The sequence below is a fragment of the Gluconacetobacter entanii genome (assembly GCF_013155425.1).
GTDB classification, from domain to species: domain Bacteria; phylum Pseudomonadota; class Alphaproteobacteria; order Acetobacterales; family Acetobacteraceae; genus Novacetimonas; species Novacetimonas entanii.
This window is the reverse complement of the sequence record NZ_JABJWD010000064.1, coordinates 1-21,553: the sequence shown is the minus strand read 5'-3', so window position 1 is coordinate 21,553 and position 21,553 is coordinate 1. Positions and strand designations below refer to the sequence as shown.

Here is a 21,553-nt window from a genome sequence, read left to right as displayed (position 1 = left end):
GGGACCTCCCGCGTTCCGATAAGAGGCGGGCACCTACCGCTGATTCGGGGGTGCTGTCAACCCCTGCCCCGACAGGGCAGGCATCTGGAGGTCTTTCGACTCCGGACCATTGTCCACGTTCACGCCGCCGGCCGTCTTTGGAATCCGCAGGTGGGAATATTGCAGCGGGCCGAACGGGCGGATCTGCCTGTGGTTGGGCAACTGGCTGGTATCCCAGCCCCCGCCAAGCGCGCGGATCAGTTCGACCTGCGCCTGCATGTAGCGGGTTTCCACCTGCACCTCGGCAATACGTGCGGTCAGCGCCGCCACCTGCGCCACCACCACGTCGAGATAGTTGGTCAGGCCACCGGTATAAAGCTGCATCGTCATGTTCTGCGTGCGCAGCGACGCCTTGACGGCCGCACCTTCCTGCGCGGTCTCGACATCAAGGTCATGGGTCAGGCTCAGCCCGTCCTCCACATCCTTGAAGGCGGCCAGCACGGTGGCGCGGTAACGGTCCTCCGCCTGGCGGTACTGCGACCAGCTCCGCTGCAGTTCGGCGCGCCGCATCCCGCCCTGGAACAGCGGCAGCACGGCCTGCGCGGCATAGTTGTACATGCCGTTGGCGAACTTATCGAGGGTGAAGCCATTATCCATGAACCCGGCCATGGCGCTGAAGGTCACATGGGGATAGAACGCCGCGCGCGAGACGCCGATCGCGCGGTTCGCCTGCGCCATGTTACGCTCGGCGCTGGCGACATCGGGACGCCGTTCCAGCAGGGTGGACGGAATGCCCGTGGCGATCTTCACCTTGGGGAAGCGGATTTCGGATGTCGGCGTGATATGGAACGCCGAGGGCGAGACGTTCACCAGCACCGCGATCGCATGTTCCATCACCGCACGGCGCGCCAGAAGGTCGGTATCGGACGCCTGCGTCGCCGAAAGCTGCGTCTGTGCGCGCGACACGTCGATGCCCGCCGCGATCGCGCCGGCCTGACGCATCTGGGTGATCTGCACCGCCTTTTCATAATAGCGGATCGAATCCTGATACACCGCATGCTGCGCGTCCATGCCACGCAACTGCATGTAATCGTTCGCCAGTTCGGACTGGATACTCAGCCGCGCCACGGCAAAGTCGGCGGCGGATGCCTGCGCCTGCTGCTGGCGCATGCGCTTGCGGTTACGGATCGCGGACCAGAAATCCGGCTCCCACCGGACGGACGCCCCCCATTGCTGCGATGACATGTAGGTCGGGCCCTGTGATCCCGCACCACGCCACAGACGATGCTGGGATGCCTGGTTGTTCGACGCCCCGGCATCGCCACTGATCTGCGGATAAAGCTCCGACGCGGCCTCCGCTGACAGGTCACGTGCCTGCGTAAAGGTTTCCGCCGCCGCCTGCAGGTCGGGATTCAGGTGCCCGGCCCGTTCCTCAAGCTGGTTGAGGAGCGGATCGTTGAAGACCGTCCACCAGTCCCCACGGGGCGCACCATCGGCGGGGACGCCGTAATGCATGATCCCCTCCCCCTGCCAGTTGTCGGGGTAGAGGTAATGTGCGTGTTTGTATTTCGGCGCGAGGTCCACGCACCCGCCAAGGCCCGCGGCCATGATCGCGCACCCGGCAAGGCAGGCCGCGCGCATCGACCGGTGGCGCGCGCGCATCCACATGAAGCTGCCCCTCATCGGCGCGCCCCGGCATCCGTCGTTCCCTGGTCGGACGGCATGGCCCGGACATCATCATCCTTCGTGTTCTCGGACGTCGGGGCCTTGGCCATCGCCGAGGCACCCACATCGTTATATCCGGGGGTGGAGCCGACCAGATACACCTCCTGCCCCTCCAGCAGGCCGGAGGACGGGTTGTTGACCACGCGATCATGCAGCCCCACCCCGGCAAGGATCTGCACCTTGGTGCCAAGGTTCGTCCCCACCGTGACATTGCGCAGCCTGATGCGGTTATGGTCGTCCACCACGGCCACCTGCATGCCCTGCGCACGGAACAGCAGCGCGCCTTCGGGCAGGATCAGGATATCCGGGTCGCCGGGCGCCGTGAAATGCACGGTGGCATAGGAATCGGGCCACAGTTCGCGCTTGTCGTTATCAACCACCAGTTCCGTCGTCACGGTGCGGGTGGAGGCGTTGAACGCCTTTGCCGTGGCCAGAAACTTCGCCTTGAACACCCGCCCCGGATACTGCGGCACGGTAATGTCACCCGTCAGCTTCGGCCCGATGATGTCGGCATAATCCTGCGGCACGGACACGAAGACACGCATGCGGTGCACGTCCGCCACGCTGAACAGTTCGCTCGCCGTCCCGTGGGAGGACACGTCCCCGCCGCCTGCGTTGACATAATCGCCCACGTCGGCCAGGCGCGCCGTCACCACGCCGTCAAAGGGAGCGACGATCTGCTTGAACCCGATCAGCGCGGCATAGCGGGAGACCTCGTGCCGGGCGGCCTCCACCTCGGCGGCCTGCGCTTCGGCATTGGCGGCCTGCACATCGACTTCCTGCTGCGAGACGGCCTGCGTGCCCTGCAGCGCCTTCCAGCGTTTCGCCGTGATCTGCGCCAGCTTGTAACGCGCCATGGCCACGTCGAAATTGGCCTTTGACGCGGCGTACTGCGCATCAAGTCCCGGCGTGTCGATGGTGGCCAGGATCTCGCCCGCCTTCACCTTCGCGCCGATATCCTTGTACCACATCTGCACATAGCCCGAGACCTGCGCATAGATCGGGGCCTGGTACCATGCGGAGATATTGCCCGGCAGGTCCAGCGTGCGGGTCTTTGGCCCGTGTTCGGGCTCGATCACCTGCACGCGCGGGATGGCGGCGTCGGCGGTCTGCCGGCTCAGGCTTTCGACATGCATGCGTCGTTCGACGATCCCGCCGACGACGATGACGGCCACCACGACCACCCCCAGCCCGACCCAGATCCTGCTGCCGCGCCCGCGCTGGCCCTTGATATCATCGGCGCCCGTCATGCGCGTTCTCCCTCGGCAGTCGTGGTCTTGGATTTTCTTGAATGAATCAGCGCGAACACGCACGGCACGAACAGCAGCGTGGCGCAGGTGGCGACCATCAGGCCCCCCATCACCGCACGGCCCAGCGGCGCGTTCTGCGAATTGCTCAGCGACATGGGCAGCATGCCGATGATCATGGCCGACGCGGTCATCAGCACCGGGCGGATACGTTCATATCCCGCCTCGATCGCGGCCTTGACCGCATCGCCGTGCAGGTCCATCCGCTCCCGCGCGAAGGCCACCACAAGGATGGAGTTCGCCGTCGCGGTGCCCATGCACATGATCGCCCCCGTCAGCGCCGGCACCGACAGCGCGGTGTGCGTCAGGAACAGCGCCCACGCGATCCCGGCCAGCGCGCCGGGCAGCGCGGTGATGATGATGAAGGGGTCAAGCCACGACTGGAAATTGACGACAATGATCAGATAGACCAGCAGGATCGACATTGCGAGGCCGGATATCAACTGCGTATAGGCGCCATTCATGGTCGTCGCCTGCCCGCGGACATACAGGCTCGACCCGCGGGGAAGCGACTTGCGCTCCTCCTCGACCACGCGCGTCACCTCGCGGGAGACGGTGCCAAGGTCCAGCCCCTCGTTCGTGGCATAGATGTCGAAAACCGGCATGATGTTGTAATGCGCGACCTCCCCCGGCGTGCCGGTCTGCACGATCTGGCTGAGGCCACCGAGGATCTGCGGCGGCAGGTCCTGCGGGTTGCCGTCGCCCCGGTCGATGGGGATCGTCTCCAGGTCGTTCATCGTCTGCAGGAACTGCAGCGGCGTCTGGATATCCACCAGATGCGACACCCCGGTCTTGGGGTCCAGCCAGTAGGTGGGCGAGACCTGGCCACTGCCCGACAGCACGGCCAGGGCGTTGTTCGCCACGTCCGCCTCCGTCAGGCCGGTGCCCAGCGCATAGGTCCGGCGCGCATTGACGCGCAGGGTCGGCGTATTCATCGGTTCCTGCACCGACACATCGGCCACGCCGGTGATCTTGCGCAGGCGGGCGGCAAGGTGTTCCGCAAAGTCGAAATTGCCATACAGGTTGCGGCCCGACACCTGCACGTCGATCGGCGCGGGCAGGCCGAAATTCAGGATCTTGGCCGTCAGGTCGGCAGGCATGAAGGTGATCTCGGTCCCGGGGAATTTCTCCGCCAGTCCCTTGCGCAGGATGCCGCGATATTTCGCGACCGGCGCTTCCTCGTCCTTCAGCGTCACCGTCAGGTCACAGTCCTGCGTGCCGACGGTGGGCGTGGGGATGAAGGCCTGGTTCAGCGGGCTGAACGGCAGGCCGCAGTTATTGACGATGCCCTCGACCTCGCCGGGCAGCAGGCGCTCGATCTCGTAATTCACCAGCATGGAGATCTTGCCCGCCTCGGCGATCTTGGTGCCAAGCGGCGCGCGCATGTGGATCGACAGCGCGTTGGAATTGATTTCGGGGAAGAAGTCCTGCCCCGCAAAGAACAGAAGCCCCAGCGATGAAAACGCCACCAGTGAAAACAGCGGCACGAAGCGCCTGCGTGTCGCCAGCAGGTGCATCAGGATGGCGCGGTAACGGTTGCGGAAGAGGACGAAATACGCCTCGAACCCGCGCTGGAACCGCGCGAAGATGCTCTGCGACGGGGCGACCTGCCCGGTGGCCAGCGCATGGTGCGCCGCCACCTGGGCCGCAAGCATGTATTTCGCCATCGTCGGCACCAGCGTGCGCGACAGGATGAAGGAGGCGATCATGGCGAAGATGATCGCCTCGGCCATCGGCATGAAGAGCCAGCCCGCGACCCCGGTCAACTGGAACAGCGGCATCCACACGATACAGATGCACAATGTGGAGACGAAGGTGGGAATGACGATCTGGTTCGCCGCGTCGATGATGGCGGTTTCCAGATCCTTCTCCATCTCCAGATGGGCGTCGATGTTCTCGATCATGACGGTGGCGTCATCGACGAGGATACCCACCGCAAGCGCAAGCCCGCCAAGCGTCATGACGTTGATCGTCTGCCCCGCCATGCCCAGCCCGATGACCGAGCACAGCATCGCCAGCGGGATGGAGGTCGCGATGATGACCGTCGATCGCCACGACCCCAGGAACAGCAGCACGACAAGGCTGGTGAGCAGCGCCGCCGTGCCCATTTCCTGCACCACGTCGCGCACCGCCTCCTTCACGAAGGTGGAGGCATCGCCCAGCACGGTGATGTTCACCCCCGCCGGCAGCGTCTTTATGATGCCCGGCAGCAACGCCTTGATCCCGCTGACGACCGACAGGGTGGAGGCGTCACCACTTTTCATGATGACGATCAGGACCGCCTGGTGCCCCTTGACCAGCACCATGTTGGTCTGCGGCGGCCCGCCCGCATGCACCCACGCCACGTCACGCAGGTAGACGACGGAATTGCCCTCCTGCTTGATCGGCATGTTGTTGAAGGTGTCGATCTCCTCGGGCGAGGCGTTGGTCTGCACCATGTAGTCGAAGGCGCCGATCTGCTGGTCACCGGCGGGCAGCACGATGTTCTGCTTGCCCAGCGCGTTGCCGATATCGGTGGCCGACAGGCCGTGGGCCAGCAGCTTCGTCTGGTCGAGGTCGACCATGATGTTGCCCGGCTGCCCGCCATAGGGATTGGGAATGGCCGCCCCCGCCACCGACACCAGCGCCGGGCGGATCAGGTTGGACGACATGTCATAGATCTGCGAGGCGGTCATCGAATCAGACGACACCTGCAGCGTCAGCACCGGGACGGAGGACGCGTTGTAGGTCAGCACCAGCGGCGGGGTCATGCCGGCGGGCATCTGCTTGATGACCGTCTGGGACACGGACGTGATCTGCGTCTGTGCGACGGCGGTATCGGTCCCGGGCTGGAAGAACACCTTGACGATGCCGCGCCCGTAATAGGACTGGCTTTCGATATGTTCGATGTTGTTGACCGTCGCGGTCAGCGCACGTTCGTAATAATAGACGACGCGGCCGGACATGTCCTCCGGCATCAGGCCGGTATAGGTCCAGCAGATCGCGACAACGGGGATGTTGATGCTGGGAAAGACGTCGGTGGGGGTGCGCAGCAGGCCGCGCACGCCAAAGACAACAATCAGGATGGACAGGACGACGAACGTGTAAGGCCGCTTGAGCGCGGTAACAACGATACCATTCATGCGCGGGTTGCTACCTCCGGCGCTGGAGTCCGGTCGCCGGTGGCGTTTTCCATTGCGGGCAGGAATGGGTTTTCCCCATTGCGTGCGCCCGGCAAGGCTTGCTCATGCATCGTCATAATCTCTCCGTCCCTCATTTCGTGTTAAAATGGGGAACGCCCCAGACAAATGAAAATTCTGTTTAATGTCGTCACGCCACCTCCTCGGGCGGGGGTGGCGCATGCGCCACGGGGGCGAAACATATGGTGAAAACCGCACCCGGCAGGCTGGCGTCGCACCGCGCGGCGCCAATGCGCAGGCTGGCGTTATGAAGCTGCACGATCGCCCACACCAGGCTCAGCCCCAGTCCGCTTCCGGGGACGTGCCTGCTCTTGTCGGACCGGTAGAAACGTCCGGTCACCGCCCGGCGTTCCTCCGGCGGGATGCCGATTCCCGTATCCTCGACCTCCAGCGTCACGCCCTGCGCGTCCCCGCCGGTGCGGATCGTGACATGCCCGCCCTCCGGCGTGAACTTCATGGCGTTGTCCACAAGGTTGGCCAGCACCTCGATCAGAAGGTCGCGATCGCCAAGGACCTCGCCCACCCCCTGCCCGCGCACATGCGCCAGCATGATCCCCCGGCTTTCGGCAATGGGTTCGTACAGGTCGATGATGTCGTCGGCAAGGCTGTCGAGATCCACCATCCCGAACCCCACCCGGCGGCGGCCATTCTCGATCTCGCCAATGCGCAACAGCGCGGTGATGACGGCGAAGGACTGGTCAAGGTCGTCGATGGCGCGTGCGATGACATTGCGCAGCGCCTCCGCCGAATGCCCGGCCGAGCGCGCCCGGTCGAGGCGCGCGCGCACCCGTGTCAGCGGCGTGCGCAGGTCATGGGCGATGTCGTTGCCGACGTCGCGGATCTCGTCCATCAGGCGTTCGAGGCGGTCGAGCATCCTGTTCACGCTGCCCGCAAGGCGCTGCAGGTCGTCGCGCTGCCGGCCGGCGGGCAGGCGTTCGTGCAGGTCGCCTTCCATGATGCGGTCGATCGCCTCGTGCATGTCCTTGACGCGGGCAAGGGCGCGGTGGCTGAGCACGATGCCGGTCATCAGCGCAAACAGCACCGTCGGCACGATGGAGACCAGCAGGGAATGGCGCATCATCAGGCGCAGTTCGCTGCGCATGTGCCAGCTTCGCCCCAGCACGAGGACACGCCCGCCGCGCACGTTCACCGCGAGCATGCGCAGCACGCCGGGCGAATGGTCCGCAGCAGGCGTGCCGCTGCTGGATGCGCCACTGGCCTGCAGGGCGCTGGCGGGGGGCTGGATGTTGATTTCATGGACATGCCCGTCCGCCACAAGCCCGTCGGGCCAGTCATGCAGGTCGCCCACGATATACCGGTGGTCCCCGCTGAACAGCGTCGTGACATTCATGATGACACGCAGGTCATCGGTCGCACGGTCGCGGACCTTGCGCTCCAGGTCCTCCGCGCTTTCGGTCTGCAGCAGGGCGGCCTCGCGGTACAGCAGCGTGTCCGAACGCCGTGCCTCGAACACCGTGGCCTGACTGTAGCCGAGGAAGAACTGGAACGCGGCCGACCCGATCATGGCCGCGACCACCGCCAGCGTCAGGCGGAATGTCGCGGTCCGGAACAGTTCATTTAGAAACACGAAGCATGAACCCGGCGCCGCGTATGCTCTGGATCAGGGAGGGAGCGCCCGCTTCATCCACCTTGCGCCGCAGCTTGCCGATATGCACGTCAACAAGGTTCGTCTGCGGGATGAAGCGGTAATTCCACACATCCTCCAGCAGCATGTTGCGCGTCAGCACCTGGTCGGGCCGGCGCATCAGGTATTCCAGCAGCCGGAATTCACGCGGCAGCAGTTCGATCGGTTCCCCGTCGCGCGTCACGGTGCGCTCGATCAAGTCCATCGTCAGAGGCCCGGCATGGAGCATCGTCTCGCGCGAGTTGTTGGGACGGCGCAGCAGCGCCTCGAGCCGTGCGGCAAGTTCCTCCATCGCGAACGGCTTGGTCAGGTAATCGTCGCCCCCGGCCTTCAGCCCGCTGACACGGTCATCGACCGCCGACAGCGCGGACAGGACCAGTACCGGCGCGCGCACCCGGCGTTCGCGCAGCGTCTCGATCAGGCTGAGGCCGTCGAGTTCGGGCAGCATGCGATCGACGATCATCACGTCGAACTCATGCGAAAGCCCGACCTCCAGCCCCTGCGAGCCCGAAACCTCGTGCCGGACCCGGAAGCAGCGGCTTTCGAGTTCCTCCACCACTTCCTGCGCGATCTTCACGTCATCTTCGACCAGCAGCACGCTCGGTCCGGCGGCCATGGCCGGGGACGGCATGTTTTCAACGCGATCAGGGGTGTTTGGACCTATCATGACAGCTCCGACTATGGGCGAGGAGGACGGCGTGCGCCTATTAAAATCCCTTTCACTCGAAGGGAGCGGCCACGGGCGGGGCCTCGTGGTGCGCGGGATCGTCCGTCATGTCCCCAACGAACGAGGCGGTGTCAAGGTCGCGAAGCTGCCGTGTCACGATGCCGGTACGACGCCGGGCCTCGTCAATCGAACTGGTCATGGCCGATGCGTTGCGCGCCAGTTTTTCAAGCACGCCGTCCATCCGCAGCATTTCCTGGCGCGTCGCACCGAGCAGGCGGGCGATGTCATCGGTCCGCTTCTCCAGCGCCAGCGTGACATAGCCGAGGTGGATCGTGCGCAGCATCGCGGGCATCAGGCCCGGCCCCATGATGATGACGCGACTGGTGCGGCCGATTTCGTCAATCAGGCCGGGAATGCGCGCGACCTCCGCATACAGCCCGTCGGTCGGCAGGTAGAGGACGGCGAATTCCACCGTGACGGGGGGCTGTATGTATTTGGCGGCGATCTTGCGCGCCTCGATGCGCACGGTGGTCTCCAGCGCGCGGCGGGCGGCGCGTTCGGCGTCGGGATTGACGTCCTCCACCGCCTGCAGCAGGCGTTCGTACGCCTCGGTCGGGAATTTCGAATCAATCGCCAGCACGGGCGGCACGGACGCCTTGACCGGCATGCGCACGGCGAATTCGACCACGTCGCGGCTCTTGTCGCTCAGGCGGCAGTTCATCTCGTACGCGCCTTCGGGCAGCACGTCGTCAAGGATGGCGCGCAACTGCGCCTCCCCCCAGCCACCGCGCGTCTTGACGTTGGAAAACAGCCGCTTGAGGTCGCCTACCTGCGCGGTCATGGCCGAGACCTCGCCCATGGCCTTTTGCATGGCGGAAAGCTGTTCGAGCACGCGCTGGAACGAGGTCTGCATCTGCCGCTCCACCGCCTCGTGCAGGCGTTCATTGACCGCAAGGCGGATGGCCTCAAGCTGGCTGGCGCTGTCGGTGGCCATGGTGCGCAGGGCCTCGGACTGGTTCAGGCGCATCTCCCCCATCTCGCGGCTGACGATATTGGCGATGCGGCCCAGGCCCTGTGACGTGTCCTGATGGCGCTGCTCGATCCGGGAGGTAAGGACGCGTTCGATTTCCGCAAGCCGCGCGCGCTGGTTTTCGGCATCGGCCATGCGGGCGCTGCCTTCACGCTCCATCATCACATACAGCCGCGCCAGCAGGTCTTCCTCCCCCTGCCCGCCCTCGCGCTGGCGCAGTTGCGCCAGAAGCGCCAGCAGCAGCAGGCACGCAAGCCCCGATCCCAGCGCGGCCCCCCATATCGCGATCGTGGTCAGCGTATCGAACAAATCAGGTATCCCCCCAGGGCCGTTATGCCCGTTCAAAAGAACAAACCATGTCCGCAGCCTGTAATGCAGTTATGACAGGCCGACCATACATTTTTGGAATATCTGATCTTCATGCTATGCCGGGCGTGACCCCGCGCCCCGGCCGGTCACCAGTTTTTCAATCCCCGATGTGCCACGGGCACGATAGGCTGCATCCCTTACCCATTTCCCCGGCCCATTTCCCGGCATGGCCGGACCTGTTTCCTCACCAAGGCTCCACCCCCATGATCCACGTGTCCCCGCCACCCGCGCCCCAGCGGCGCTCCCCGTTCCGGAGCCTGTATTTCCAGGTCATCGTCGCGGTTGTCGCCGGGATTGCGGTCGGCCATTTCTGGCCCCATGCGGGAACCGCGCTCAAGCCGCTTGGCGACGGGTTCATCCGGCTGGTCAAGATGGTCATCCCGCCGGTCATCTTCCTGACGGTGGTGACCGGGGTCGCGGGCCTGTCGGACCTTGGCAAGGCGGGGCGCCTTGCGGGCAAGGCGATGGTCTATTTCCTGACCTTCTCCACCCTTGCGCTGGTGGTGGGGATGCTGGTCGCCAACATCGTGCGTCCCGGTGCTGGCGTGCATGCCGACCTGTCGAGCATGGATACGCATGCCGTCGCCGCGTTCGTGGCGCGCGCGCAGGACCATTCCTTCAGCGGGTTCGTGCTGAACATCATCCCCGATACCGTGCTCAGCGCCTTTGTCTCGGGCGATATCCTGCAGGTGCTGCTGATCGCGATCCTGTTCAGCATCAGCCTGTCGCACATGGGCGCGCGCGGGCATGCGATCCTGTCGCTGTTCAAGCAGTTGACCGAACTCGTCTTCGGCGTCGTGCGACTGGTGATGCTGGCGGCCCCGATCGGGGCGTTCGGGGCGATGGCGTTCACCATCGGGCGCTTTGGCATCGGATCGGTGCTCAACCTCGCCTTCCTCGTGGTCACGTTCTATGCCACCTCGGCGCTGTTCATCGTGGTCGTGCTGGGACTGGTGGCGCGATATAACGGGTTTCGCATCCTGCCGCTGCTGGCCTACCTGCGTGAGGAACTGCTGATCGTTCTGGGCACGAGTTCGTCGGAATCCGCGCTGCCGACGCTGATGACCAAGATGGAGAACGCAGGCTGCGCCCCGTCCGTCGTTGGCCTGGTGGTGCCGATGGGCTATTCCTTCAACCTTGATGGCACCAACATCTACATGTCGCTCTCCGCCCTGTTCATCGCGCAGGCGACCGGCGTGCATCTGGGACTGGGGCAGCAGGTCTCCCTCCTGCTTGTGGCGATGGTCAGTTCCAAGGGGGCCGCGGGCGTGACCGGGGCGGGGTTCGTGACACTGGCCGCGACCCTTGCGGTGGTGCCCGACGTGCCCGTCAGCGGCATGGCGCTGATCTTGGGGATCGACCGGTTCATGTCGGAATGCCGGTCCCTGACGAACATCATCGGCAATGCGGTGGCCACCATCGTGCTGGCGCGGTGGGAAAACGAACTGGACACGCAGCGCCTGCATGCCGCGCTGAGCGGGAGCATCCCCGAGGACGAGGCCGACCGCCCGGTCCTGACCTCCGGTGCGCATAACGCCTGATCCCATTTTCCCCTCTCCCAGACGCACAAAAGCAGTTCGGACCTACATGGAAATCACCCCCCTGCCCCATGTCCCGCTGACCACCCGCCAGCGGATACACAGCATCATCGCCGGCTCCTCGGGCAACCTGATCGAATATTACGACTGGTACGTCTATGCGGCGTTTTCGCTGTATTTCGCCCATGCGTTCTTTCCCCACGGCAACCAGACGGCGGAACTGCTGCGCAGTGCGGCGATCTTTGCCATCGGGTTCCTGATGCGCCCGATCGGGGGATGGATCATGGGGCTGGTGGCCGACCGCCACGGGCGCCGCTTCGCGCTCAGCCTTTCGGTGCTGGCGATGTGCGTCGGGTCGCTGACGATCGCGCTGTGCCCCGGTTATGACAGCATCGGCGTATGCGCCCCTGCCATCCTGCTGTTCGCACGGCTGGTACAGGGGCTGAGCCTTGGCGGGGAATACGGGGCCAGCGCCACGTACCTTTCGGAAATCGCCCCTCCTGCGCAGCGCGGGTTTTACGCCAGTTTCCAGTATGTCACGCTGGTGGCGGGGCAGTTGCTGGCCCTCGTCGTGCTTCTGGTGCTGCAGTTCGCGGTCCTGACCCCGCAGCAGATCGGGGCATGGGGATGGCGCATCCCGTTCGGCATCGGCGCGCTGCTGGCGCTGTCGGTGCTGTGGTTCCGGCGCAGCATGGTCGAGAGCGAACAGTTCAGCCACGCAACCCGCGACCCGGCGGCCAAGGGGGGCCTGCGCGTGCTGCTTCATCACCCGCGGGAGGTCATGGCGGTCTGTGGCCTGACGCTTGGCGGGACGGTCGCGTTCTATACCTTCACCATCTACATGCAGAAATACCTCGTCAACACGACGGGACTGAGCAAGGAAGCCTCGACCGTCATCTCCACCACCGCCCTTGCGGTCTTCGCGCTGGCGCAGCCGATCTTTGGCGCGCTGTCGGACCGGGTCGGGCGTCGGCCGCTGCTGCTGTCGTTCGGGATCATCGGCTGCATCGTCACCGTCCCGCTGATGCATGCGATGGCGCATGCGTCCTCCCCGGCCGTGGCGCTGGGGCTGCTGGTGACGGCGCTGCTGTGCATTTCGGGCTATACCTCGATCAATGCGGTGGTGAAGGCGGAACTGTTCCCCGCGCGCATCCGTGCGCTGGGCGTGGCGCTGCCCTATGCGCTGACGGTGTCAATCTTTGGCGGCACGGCGGAATATGTGGCCCTGTGGTTCAAGCAGGCCGGGCACGAGGACTGGTTCTACTGGTATGTCACGGGCTGCATCGCCTGTTCGCTGCTGACGGTGCTATTCCTGCTGCCATCACGCGACCGCATCACGCCGGAGGCATGAGTAAAAGTTTTTGGTGAAGCTTTTTCCAAAAAGCTTCGAAAGAACGCCGCCTTTTTGAAAAAAGGCGGCACCCAAAAACTTTTATTACTTTATCCTGTCAAAACCGGATGGGTCCGGATTCAGACGTTATAGCCCATGCTTTTGTACAGACCGTTGATGATGGAAACGCCCCTGCGCGCCTCATCCACATTGGGCGTTTCATCGGTCCGATTATATCCATGCCCCATGTCCTCGCCCTGCCACTGCACCACGATGCCGTCACGGCGGGAGACGACATAGACATTTTCATATTCCATGCTGAACAGCGCCTCTGGCTGCGGGATCAGCCATGCGATCTGCCCGCGGACCGGAATGATGCTCTCGTCATTCCACAACGCCCGCGCGCCATAGCCGGTGCAGTTGATGAAGACGGGATCCGGCAGGGCCGTCAGTTCCGACGGGTGATGCAGCGTCATGGTCCGGATTTTGCCGCCACGCTCGAAAAACTGCCGCATGAGGTAGTCGGCATAGGTGGTGACGTTGAAGATCAGGTTCGGCTGCTTGAGCACCTCGCAATAGGGCAGGCGGCTGTCATGGACGGGAACCCGGTTGCCCTGCAGTTCGATGTCGCGGAGACGATCGCCCAGTTCGGCAAAGCCGATGGGATCGGGCGGCGTCGGCTGGGCGTCACGCGACTTCAGGCCATAGAACGTGTCCCATTCGATCGGATTGCCCGGCAGGCCCTGCAGGTTCTGGTAGCAGGAGAAGGAATAGCGGGCCATCTGTTCCCACCGCGCGGCGAATTCGGGTGTCAGCTCGCTGGTCTTCACAATGCGCGAGGACGGCGTCCAGCTTCCCGAGGCACGGGCCGAACGCACGAAGGGCGGCGTCTGCTGCGCATAGATCGTGACCTGCGCGCCCGCCTGCTGTGCGACGATGGCCGTTGTCAGGCCGATCGCCCCGCAGCCGATCACGCCGACCTTCTGCCCGGAGGAGATGGCGGCACGCTCCACCGCCAGTTTCGCCGTCCCCCACGACAGCGACCAGCCACTGCCCCCGTGGCCGTAATTATGGACGACCGACTTGCGCCCGACCTGCTCGACCTCCAGTCGCGGTCCCGCCGCGCGGAAGGGACGCAGGCAGACCGTGATGCGGTCGATCCGGTCGTTGCGCGCCCGGATGACCGGGATGTGGCGCACATCGGCATCAAGGTCATGGCGGCGCGAACGCGCACCCGCGCATCCCGGCAGGGCGGACAGTCCCGCCAGCGAGGCCGCGGTCATCAGGGCTTTTCGACGATGAAAAAGACGCGTCATGAAAGGGAACACTTCTTTCAGGCAATATGAAAACATGACCCGCCAGAACGGACCTGGCCGATCGATAAAACCGGTGGATCAAGGTTTTAAAGACTGTTCCTGAAATACCATTTTGATAAAAAAATAAAAGTTTCCGCATGCCGCTTTTTTTCAAAAAGGCGACGTTATTTGAAGCTTTCTGAAAAAAGCTTCACCAGAAACTTCTGCATGATTTCCCCATGCCCGTTCCCCGCTGCCCGCGGGGATCAGTGCATGTGGGTCAGGTCACGCAGGAAACCGGGCAGCAGCAGGGCATACGGATTGACGTGCACGCTCGGGTTATCGAACGACCCGTTGATCTGGTACGTCGCCGACACCACGCCGCCGTTCTTTTCCGGGCTGAACAGCCATCCCAGCACGCCGGGCAGATGGCCGGGGGCAGCATTGACGGCAAAGGCCGGGATGATCGTCCCGTCAAGGTCCAGCGTCGCCTTGTCGAGGTTGATGCGCCCCGCCACCGTCGCCCCGAGCGAGGCATTGCTGACCAGGCCATCGGTGATGTTGACCACCCCGTCGCGGAACGTCAGGGGCATCGTGACATGCTCGACCTCGAATTCAGGCGCATGCGGGGCCTTCAGCCAGCCATAGATGGAGGCATTGTTGACCATCCGCACCACGGCGGGCACCTGCCGCAGGACAAACGGCCCGGTGGTGAGTTCGCCGGAAAAGGGCGCGCTGGCGTCCTGGTCATCGAACGACCCTTCCAGATCGACCTGTCCCCCCTCCATACGGTCCCCAAGCTTCATGTCCTTGAGCAGCGCGCCAAGGTCCGCGATATGCATCGACAGCACCCTGCTCTGCCCGCGCGGCGTCAGCGTGGCGGAGGCGGAGGTCGGCCCGGTCATGGAGAACGAACCGCGCGTCAGGCGCACGCCGTCATCCTCCAGATGGCTGCGCACGCCCTGGATCGACTGCATCTTGGTATAGAAAACGGTGCGCGCATCGACATTGATGTTCCAGCTATGCCCCGGTGCGCTCTTCACCCGGCCGGTGGCGGCCTCGGGCATGTGATATCCCTTGGCCTGCGCTGCGGCGGCGGCACCATCGGCCGCCTTCTCGTTCTGGCGCTGGTAGGTCAGCAGCGGCGACAGGTCGAGCACGCGCGCCGCGACCGACACGCCATACGGTTCCTTCTCCCCCGCCGGGATGGTGATGATGGCGTTGCCGTTCGACCGCCCCACGCGGAACCCGTGCAGGATCAGGCGCCTGCCCATCCCCTCCGCCGTTTCGGCATGCCCGTCGATCAGCAGTTCCGGCCCCGCCGCGCGGATGTCCTCGATGGAGGCGACATGCCCGTGGTCGAGGTTGATGACGACGGAGGCATTGGCGTCCTCGCCCACCTGCTTGCTCCAGATCGGGATGGTCAGGGCCGAACGCTTGAGGTCGAGGTCGATGTCCACCTGCGCCTTGCCCCCGGGATAGCGGTCATAATCCACATCCAGCGCCGCGCTGCCGCCGAAATGATCCCCCATGTCCAGTCCCGCGCGGCGCAGGCCGGACGGCGTCAGGTATCCCTGCACGCTCGCACTTTCGACCGCGCGGTCCGACGGGACGGAACGGAAATCCATCGTATAGAGGATGGAGGAAGGGATGCCCGACAGGTTCCCCGTCCCCTTGAGCATCAGCCCGTCGATGGAGGCGTCGATCCCGAAGCGCCCGCCATCAAGCGGACGGCCCATCACCACATTGCCAAGATGCACCTGCGCAAGGTCGGTATGGGTGCGCAGGTCGATCTGCGCCAGCTTGACATGCGCATCGAGCGGCAGCGCGATATGCAGCGACACGTTGGCCTTGCCCGACGGGGACGTGAAGCTCATCGGGTGGCGCGACAGCACGTTCAGCCGTGGCTCCGCCAGCAGGGCAAGGATATCGCGCGCATTGCCCTGCAGGGTGGTGTTGATGTCCCCCATCTGGATCTTCTTCATCAGGCCGGTGATCAGCATGGAGCCCGGCCCGACCTCGATCCGGCCTATGCCGGTCGCGTTGACGTGGCGGTCGGTGCGGTCCACCAGTTGGTAGGCATGGCCGAAGCTGATCGCGATCTCGTCCGGTCCCTCGAACGTCAGGTGGGCGTCCATGTCATGCAGGGGCGGGATCGGGCGCAGCCAGTAAAGCTCCATCCCCTCCGCACGGATGTCACCGGCAAGCGATGTCAGGTCCAGCCCGTTCCAGCCATCATGGCTGACCATCCCGATACGCGCCTGCAGTTCGCTGACATGGCCCTTGGTGATGTTCGTCGTCACCCAGCGCCGCGCGCCCTTCATCGCGCCGGGCGGCCAGAAATCGCCCAGTGTCGCGAAATCAAGGGCCAGCGCCTCGGCCGAGACGCCGATGCCGATATCACGCGGATGCAGCACGGAGGACGCATGCAGGCTGCCGGTGGCCGTCAGCGTCGGCCCGCTGCCGTCATCCGCCGGATGGCCCGGCGCACGCAGGTGCACGACCATCTTCTCCAGCGTTGCGTGGATGGGGCCATCGAACGGCGCATCGGCCGGGCCGGGGTCGAAGGAGGCGACAAGGTGGGCCTGCCCGTCACCGACCAGCAGCGTGCCGTTGCGGCGCGTGACCACCGTGCCGTTGCCGACCTTCAGATAGGCCCCCAGCGTACGCGGGGCCATGAACTGCCCGCCCCCCCCGGCCGCAAGCGACACCTGCAGCGTCCCGCCCACCGGCAGGTCGAGCGGCGCGACCTCCTTCTGTCCCGGGGCGAAGGCGGAGGGACTGACGGGATCGAGTTTCACGGTCCAGCTAATGTTTCCCGGCGCTGCTTCCTGTCCTTCGCCGCGCAGGACAAGGTGCTTGCCATTGCCCTCCAGCATGAAGCCGACCGACCCGCTGGCCCCGATCTGGCCTTGATAGGACAGGACATGCAGGTTGGCGGAGGCATCGCGTGTCTGCCATGTGCGCCCTGATATCTGGTCGCTGAATTTCACCTGCGCGTCGGAAACGATGATCCGCCGCAGCAGCGACAGGTTCACCGAACCGCCATGGGAATGGGTGCTGTCCTCCGGCGTGCCGGGGCCAAGGTCAAGCCCGATATCCCCCGACCTGTTGCGCGCCAGCGCCAGATGGACGTCACTGACCGACAGCCGTTCCAGCACCACGTCCCCATGCACCAGCGCAGGCGTGTCAAGCACGACATGCCCGTGATGGATGCTGTTGGCGATGGTGCCATTGGCGCTCATGATCGCCACGTCATCCGCCCAGACATCCAGCGGGGTGCGTATGCCCGCATGCAGCGCGTTCCAGCCGATGCGCACATGCTGCACCGTCAGGCGTCCCTGCCGCCGGTCCGTCCCCGGCCCATGCAGGACCGACAGCGGCGTCATCATCCGCACCACCGGCGTCACGTCGATCGGCCCTGCCGACAGGCGCAGCGTCAGCACCAGCAGCAGCACCGCAGGCACCACGATGCACGCAAGCATCGTCCAGACCAGCACGCGCAGCACACGCAGCCCGATCAGCCGCAGCCGACCACCCGGCGCATCATCCGCCGCCCCGTCCGGCCCATCGGGGGGCGTGGCCGACAGCGGGGGGGTGTCTTGACCGTCGTGCTTCATGGCGTCCACGCTGCGCCCCGGCGCGATCGTGCGCCATCACATCGCCATTGCTGCCCAGGTTGTCCCGGATGTCCCACCCCCCTGCTGCCCCCGACCTCCATCGCGGATGGCGCGCCTGTACATGGCCCGCGCCGGCCGATGCACGCGGCGCGGCGCTGCTGCACGAGGACATGGAGCGCGCGTTTGGTGAACACGGGCTGGATGCGGCGTGGCTGGCCATGCCGCCCGTCGCCGCGATGGTGGCCGCGATGGGGGGCAACAGTCCCTACCTGTCGGACCTTGCGCGCCGCGATACCGACCTCTTCGCACGCCTGCTGCGCGAGGGGCCGGACAGCGTCATGCGCGCCACCCTGTCCGATGTGCGCGCCGAATCGCCACGACAGTCCCGCCACGCGATTGCCCATGCCCTGCGCACGGCCAAGCGCCATGCCGCCCTGACGATCGCACTTGCGGATATCGGGGGGGCATGGTCGCTGCAGCAGGTGACGCATGCGCTCAGCCACCTGGCCGAAACGACCCTGCAGGTCGCGGTCAGACATCTGCTGCGCACGGCCCATGATGCGGGCCGTCTGGTTCTGCCTGACCCGGACGAGCCTGCGCGCGGCAGTGGCTTCGTTGTCCTGGCCATGGGGAAATTGGGCGCGCGGGAACTGAACTACTCCTCCGATATCGACCTGATCGTCCTTTACGACCCGGCCTGCCACCCCGAACACGAGGACCTGCGGCGTATCTTCGTCCGCATGACTAGCGACCTTGTCGGCCTGATGGAAGCGCGCGATGCAGATGGTTACGTTTTCCGTACTGACCTGCGCCTGCGCCCCGACCCGTCGGCCACGCCGCTGGCCGTCTCGTTTCCCACGGCCATCACCTATTATGAAAGCATGGGCCGCACATGGGAACGCGCCGCCATGATCAAGGCGCGCCCCGTCGCGGGCGACATCGCCGCGGGGCAGCGTTTCCTTGCCGCAATCCACCCCTTTGTCTGGCGGCGTCATCTTGATTTCGCGGTGATTGACGACATCCACGACATGAAAGCACGCATCGACAGGCACCGGAATGCCGGGCGTGGCGGACTGCCTGACGTGGCGGGCGGCACACCCGCCTGCGCCCTGGCCATGCGCGACTGGCTGCTGGGCCATGACGTGAAGCTGGGACAGGGCGGCATCCGGGAGGTGGAGTTCGTGGCGCAGGCGCTGCAACTGGTCTGGGGCGGGCGCAGGCCGGACCTGCGCGACCCCACGACGCTGGGCGCGCTGCGGCGCCTGACGCAGGCGGACCTGATCACACATGCGCAATACACAATCCTGTCTCGCAACTACCACATGATGCGACAGGTCGAACACCGCCTGCAGATGCGCGCCGACCACCAGACGCACAAACTGCCCGAGACCGCCGACAGATTCGCACAGTTCGCCATTTTCATGAACGAGGCGGACGGCCCCGCCCTTGCCCGCGCCATGCTGCCCACCATGCAGGAGTCGCGCCGCATCTTCGAACAGCAGTTCTCCGAACCCGGCCGCCCGGACGAGACCATCGCGCCAGAGGACGCGGAGCTTGGCGAGCGGCTGGAACAGGCGGGGTTCGCGGCCGCGACGCTCGATGATGCGCGCGCCATCCTGCAACGCTGGGACACCAACCGCCTGCGCGCGCTGCGTTCGGACCGCGCGCGGATGCTGCTGCGCCGCCTGCTGCCGGGGATATTGCGCGAAATCGGGGCGCGGCGCGATCCGCTGACGGTGCTGCGCCGCTTTGACTCGCTGCTGGAACGGCAATGGGCGGGGGTGCAGTTCCTGTCGCTGCTGGAACGCAATCCCGCGCTGGTGCACCGGATCATGACCGTGCTCGACGGTTCTGCGTTCCTGGCCAACCATCTGGCGCAGGCGCCCTCCGCGCTTGACGGCCTGCTCGACGCCAGCATGATCGAGAGCACGGATGACACGGCCCGCGCCGCCGTGGCGCTGGTGCGCCAGCACGTGGCGCAGGCCGTGGCCCAGGCGGCGGGGCCGGAACGCCTGCTGCCGGTGTTGCGCGGCCTTGTCTGCGGGGAGGAATTCCGCCTCTCCGTCGCGCGGCTCGAACATCGCATGACCGAGGACCGGACCGCGCGCGTGCGCACCGCGATGGCCGATGCGGTCATGCGCGGGCTTCTGCGCACCGTCACGACGGAACACCGCGCGCGCCACGGCCATGTGCCGGGCGGGGCGATGGCGGTGGTGGCGATGGGCAAGGCCGGATCGCGGGAGATGATGCCCGGCTCCGACCTTGACCTCATGCTGGTATTCGACCACCCCGACGATGTCGTGGAAAGCGTGGTGCCACATACACGCCGCGCGGGAATGCCTGCTGCGCGCCCGCTGGGGGCGGGCACCTATTTCGTGCGGCTGGCGCATGCCTTCATCGCCACCCTGACCGCGCCGGGGGCCGAAGGCCCGCTGTATGAGGCCGACATGCGCCTGCGCCCGTCGGGATCGAAGGGACCGGTCGCGGTCTCGCTGTCCTCCTTCCGGCGGTATCACGCGGAATCCGCCTGGACGTGGGAGCGCATGGCCCTGACGCGCGCGCGCATCGTCGCGGGGCCGCCCGAACTGGCCCGCCGCCTGCGCGCGGCGATCGACGCGGCGCTTGACGGGGAACCCGGCACCGGACGCGCCATGACGCCAGAGGCACTGCGCGAGGATGTCCGGGCGATGCGCGCGCGCCTGATGCGCGACCTGCCGCCACAGGGGCCATGGGACATCAAGCGCCGGGCCGGGGGCCTGATGGAGGTGGAATTCATCGCGCAGGGACTGCAACTGCTTGCCGCCCGTCCCGCCGCGCGCTCGCCCTGCACGCGGGTGGCCTTCACGCGACTGGCGCGCGCGGGGATGCTGTCGGCCGCGGACGCGCGGATGCTGCGGCGCGCGGACCTGTTCTGGCGTTCGGCGCAGGGCATGCTGCGCATCCTGATGGGCACGGAAATCCCCGACCACCTGCCCCCTGCGGCGCAGGAGATCATGATGCGCGAACTCGACGCCCGTGACGGGGCGGACATGCTTGCGCGCATGGACGACATGGCGCGCCATGTGCGCGACGCCTTCTGCCGCCTGATCGCCCCCCTGCCCGCCATTGGCGACACGCGGGGCGAGGCATGAAGGAAACCGTTGCGCAACGGCGCAAAGCCCCACACAAACACGGTGGCATGACGGGTGGGTCCCGCCCATCCGCCCCACGATGATTTTCCCCAGGATGAATTTCAAAGGCATTTCGTGATGAATGAGACTTCACCCCCTGTCTTTCCCGAACCCGGCGCGCCGGTACCCGATTTCGACATGGCCGCAAGCCGTGGCCGCCGCGTCAGCCTGTCGGCGCTGCGTGGAAAGCCGTTCGTCCTGTATTTCTATCCCAAGGCGAATACCTCGGGCTGTACCAAGGAAGCATGCGGCTTTCAGGAGGCGCTTGACGCGCTGGGCAAGGAAGGCGTCACCGTGATCGGCGTGTCACGCGACGACATGCCCGCAATCGAGAAATTCGCGGATGCGCAGGGCCTGTCCTTCCCGCTGGCCTCCGACGCGACGGGCGAAGTCACGCAGGCCTATGGCGTGTGGGTGGAAAAATCCATGTACGGCCGGACCTATATGGGGATCGAGCGCGCCACCTTCCTCGTCGATGCGCAGGGCCGCCTGGTGCAGGCATGGCGCAAGGTCAAGGTGACGGGCCATGTCGCCGCCGTGATGAAGGCCGTCAACGCCCTGCACGCCGGGGGCTGAGGACGGCCGGGCCGCACCCGCCCCATGCAGGTTCAGTAGGGCGGCGGCCCGTAATATCCCCCGCCATAGCCACCATAACCGACCTGCGGCGGGGGCGGGGGCGGCGGCCCGTAGGCCATGGGC

12 protein-coding genes are annotated in these 21,553 nt (G+C 65.6%); 4 read left to right on the top strand and 8 right to left on the bottom strand.

The window, feature by feature from the left end; translation table 11 throughout:
* Window positions 1-33: 33 nt before the first annotated feature.
* From HNH97_RS11695 to HNH97_RS11670, 6 genes are all read right to left on the bottom strand, one after another.
* On the bottom strand, window positions 34-1,662 hold the full coding sequence (locus HNH97_RS11695; protein ID WP_390669946.1) for an efflux transporter outer membrane subunit: 1,629 nt from the start codon (window positions 1,660-1,662) through the stop codon (window positions 34-36).
* Complete coding sequence (locus HNH97_RS11690; protein WP_171791006.1) at window positions 1,659-2,954, bottom strand: efflux RND transporter periplasmic adaptor subunit; 1,296 nt, start codon at window positions 2,952-2,954, stop codon at window positions 1,659-1,661. The genes HNH97_RS11695 and HNH97_RS11690 overlap by 4 nt, the downstream gene beginning before the upstream one ends.
* Entirely contained in the window at window positions 2,951-6,133 is a 3,183-nt protein-coding gene (locus HNH97_RS11685; protein ID WP_110912109.1) for an efflux RND transporter permease subunit, read from the bottom strand. The genes HNH97_RS11690 and HNH97_RS11685 overlap by 4 nt, the downstream gene beginning before the upstream one ends.
* A 187-nt stretch (window positions 6,134-6,320) precedes the next feature.
* Window positions 6,321-7,778: a sensor histidine kinase gene (locus tag HNH97_RS11680; protein ID WP_110912108.1), complete on the bottom strand. Its 1,458-nt coding sequence runs from the start codon at window positions 7,776-7,778 to the stop codon at window positions 6,321-6,323.
* Complete coding sequence (locus HNH97_RS11675; RefSeq protein ID WP_171791018.1) at window positions 7,765-8,466, bottom strand: response regulator transcription factor; 702 nt, start codon at window positions 8,464-8,466, stop codon at window positions 7,765-7,767. Before HNH97_RS11675 ends, HNH97_RS11680 begins: the two co-directional genes overlap by 14 nt.
* A gap of 88 nt (window positions 8,467-8,554) precedes the next feature.
* The gene (locus HNH97_RS11670) at window positions 8,555-9,841 is read right to left on the bottom strand and encodes a DNA recombination protein RmuC (RefSeq protein WP_171791005.1); all 1,287 of its coding nucleotides are present in this window, start codon (window positions 9,839-9,841) and stop codon (window positions 8,555-8,557) included.
* A gap of 263 nt (window positions 9,842-10,104) precedes the next feature.
* On the opposite strand from HNH97_RS11670, the gene HNH97_RS11665 reads away from it, so the two are divergent.
* Both HNH97_RS11665 and HNH97_RS11660 read left to right on the top strand, forming a co-directional pair.
* Window positions 10,105-11,442, top strand: coding sequence for a dicarboxylate/amino acid:cation symporter (locus HNH97_RS11665; protein WP_171791004.1), 1,338 nt, complete (start codon window positions 10,105-10,107; stop codon window positions 11,440-11,442).
* Window positions 11,443-11,488: 46 nt separating this feature from the next.
* The gene (locus HNH97_RS11660; RefSeq protein WP_171791003.1) at window positions 11,489-12,790 is read left to right on the top strand and encodes an MFS transporter; all 1,302 of its coding nucleotides are present in this window, start codon (window positions 11,489-11,491) and stop codon (window positions 12,788-12,790) included.
* A 119-nt stretch (window positions 12,791-12,909) separates the two neighbouring features.
* On the opposite strand, the gene HNH97_RS11655 is transcribed toward HNH97_RS11660, so the two are convergent.
* Both HNH97_RS11655 and HNH97_RS11650 read right to left on the bottom strand, forming a co-directional pair.
* The gene (locus HNH97_RS11655) at window positions 12,910-14,085 is read right to left on the bottom strand and encodes an FAD-dependent oxidoreductase (protein WP_171791002.1); all 1,176 of its coding nucleotides are present in this window, start codon (window positions 14,083-14,085) and stop codon (window positions 12,910-12,912) included.
* A 245-nt stretch (window positions 14,086-14,330) separates the two neighbouring features.
* Entirely contained in the window at window positions 14,331-17,684 is a 3,354-nt protein-coding gene (locus HNH97_RS11650; protein WP_216657642.1) for a DUF3971 domain-containing protein, read from the bottom strand.
* Between the two features lie 68 nt (window positions 17,685-17,752).
* On the opposite strand from HNH97_RS11650, the gene HNH97_RS11645 reads away from it, so the two are divergent.
* Window positions 17,753-20,815, top strand: coding sequence for a bifunctional [glutamine synthetase] adenylyltransferase/[glutamine synthetase]-adenylyl-L-tyrosine phosphorylase (locus HNH97_RS11645; protein ID WP_171791001.1), 3,063 nt, complete (start codon window positions 17,753-17,755; stop codon window positions 20,813-20,815).
* Window positions 20,816-20,932: 117 nt separating this feature from the next.
* The gene (locus tag HNH97_RS11640; RefSeq protein WP_110912215.1) at window positions 20,933-21,430 is read left to right on the top strand and encodes a peroxiredoxin; all 498 of its coding nucleotides are present in this window, start codon (window positions 20,933-20,935) and stop codon (window positions 21,428-21,430) included.
* Window positions 21,431-21,553: the final 123 nt, after the last annotated feature.